At 40.9% G+C, this 1412-nt stretch carries 1 protein-coding gene; it reads left to right on the top strand.

Annotated elements, in window-relative coordinates; all coding sequences use genetic code 11:
- The first annotated feature begins 91 nt into the window (after window positions 1-91).
- The gene (locus AACQ75_RS09895) at window positions 92-1399 is read left to right on the top strand and encodes an IS4-like element ISVa16 family transposase (RefSeq protein WP_076611262.1); all 1308 of its coding nucleotides are present in this window, start codon (window positions 92-94) and stop codon (window positions 1397-1399) included.
- Window positions 1400-1412 lie beyond the last annotated feature (13 nt).

Genomic DNA, 1412 nt, shown 5'->3' with positions numbered 1-1412 from the left:
TAATGCCGATCAGTTAAGGCCAAAGTGATCGGTTGAACGATCCTTCAGAGCTGTCAAAATCCAAGTGTATTTAATGCACTTGGATTTTTTTATGGATGTTTCTCAAGCTCTAAACATAATTAATGATTGGAAACCTAGCAACGTTGAGACTTTGTCTGACTTACTTCCAATTGACCTCATCAACGAAGCTTATTCTCTTACTGATACCGTCACGATGAGAAAGAGGAAATTAACTCTAGAATCCATGGTTTGGTTACTTGTTGGTATGGCTATCTATAACAATAAATCCATGAAAGACTTAGTTAACCAGCTTGATATTGTCGATCGTACGGGTAAAGCTTTTGTCGCACCGAGTGCGTTGACTCAACGTCGAAAGACGTTGGGTGAAGGCGCAATTAAAGCGGTCTTTGAGCGAATGACAACCTCATGGTTAAAAAGTGCAAAGTTACCCCAGTGGAATGGATTAACGCTTCTTAGCGTCGATGGCGTTGTTTGGCGAACGCCCGATAACCCGCAAAATGAAAATGCATTTTCTCGACAAAAAGGGACACAATATCCGCAAGTGAGAATGGTCTGCCAAATGGAACTAAGCAGTCACATTATCACGGCCAGTGCCTTTGATAATTACAATACAAACGAAATGGTATTAGCTGAAAAACTGATAGAAACAACACCGAATCATAGCGTGACAATGTTCGATAAGGGGTTCTATTCTTTAGGCTTATTACATAAATGGCAAGACTCTGGCTCAGAGCGCCATTGGCTTATTCCCCTCAAGAAAAATACACAATATGACATTGTTCAATCTTTAGGGCGAAATGACAAACTTGTTCAATTACACAGTAATCCAAGAGCTAGAAAGCGATGGTCTGATTTACCAAAGTCGATAACCGCTCGACTTGTCACTCGTAAAATTAAAGGAAAAGACTACCAAGTATTAACGTCTATGACAGATCCCCTGCGTTACCCATCAAAAGATATTACTGGTCTTTATGAGCATCGTTGGGAGATAGAGCTAGGCTACCGAGAGCAAAAACAATACATGCTTGGAAACCGTCTCACGCTGCGAAGTCGTTTACCAGAGTTGGTAAAGCAGGAGTTATGGGGCATCTTGCTTACTTACAATTTAATTCGATATCAGATGGTAGAGCTCTGCTTCAATTTAAAGGGAAACTATCTTCCTTATCAACTGAGTTTTAACGGCACATTAGCTCATGTATCTGCGTTACTTGTAGGCTTACCTTACTCAACACCAGGAGCAATACCTCGTCAGTTAAAGGGTTTTCACAACATGGCTGAAAGCTTAATACTTGAAGGGCGAAGGGAAAGAACATTCCCTAGAACAGTTAAGCCTAGACCACAACGGTATGCTAAGAACAAAAATGCCGTTCACTCTTAAGTGAACGGCATTA

It is taken from the genome of Vibrio sp. B1-2, from assembly GCF_963888445.1.
GTDB classification, from domain to species: Bacteria; Pseudomonadota; Gammaproteobacteria; order Enterobacterales; family Vibrionaceae; genus Vibrio; species Vibrio anguillarum.
Note: the sequence above shows the minus strand (reverse complement) of the source record. Positions and strands in the feature narration are given on the sequence as shown.

Excerpts from the sequence above, each read along its gene's own strand:
- AACQ75_RS09895 (WP_076611262.1), top strand. The coding sequence starts at position 92 with ATGGATGTTTCTCAAGCTCTAAACATAATTAATGATTGGAAACCTAGC.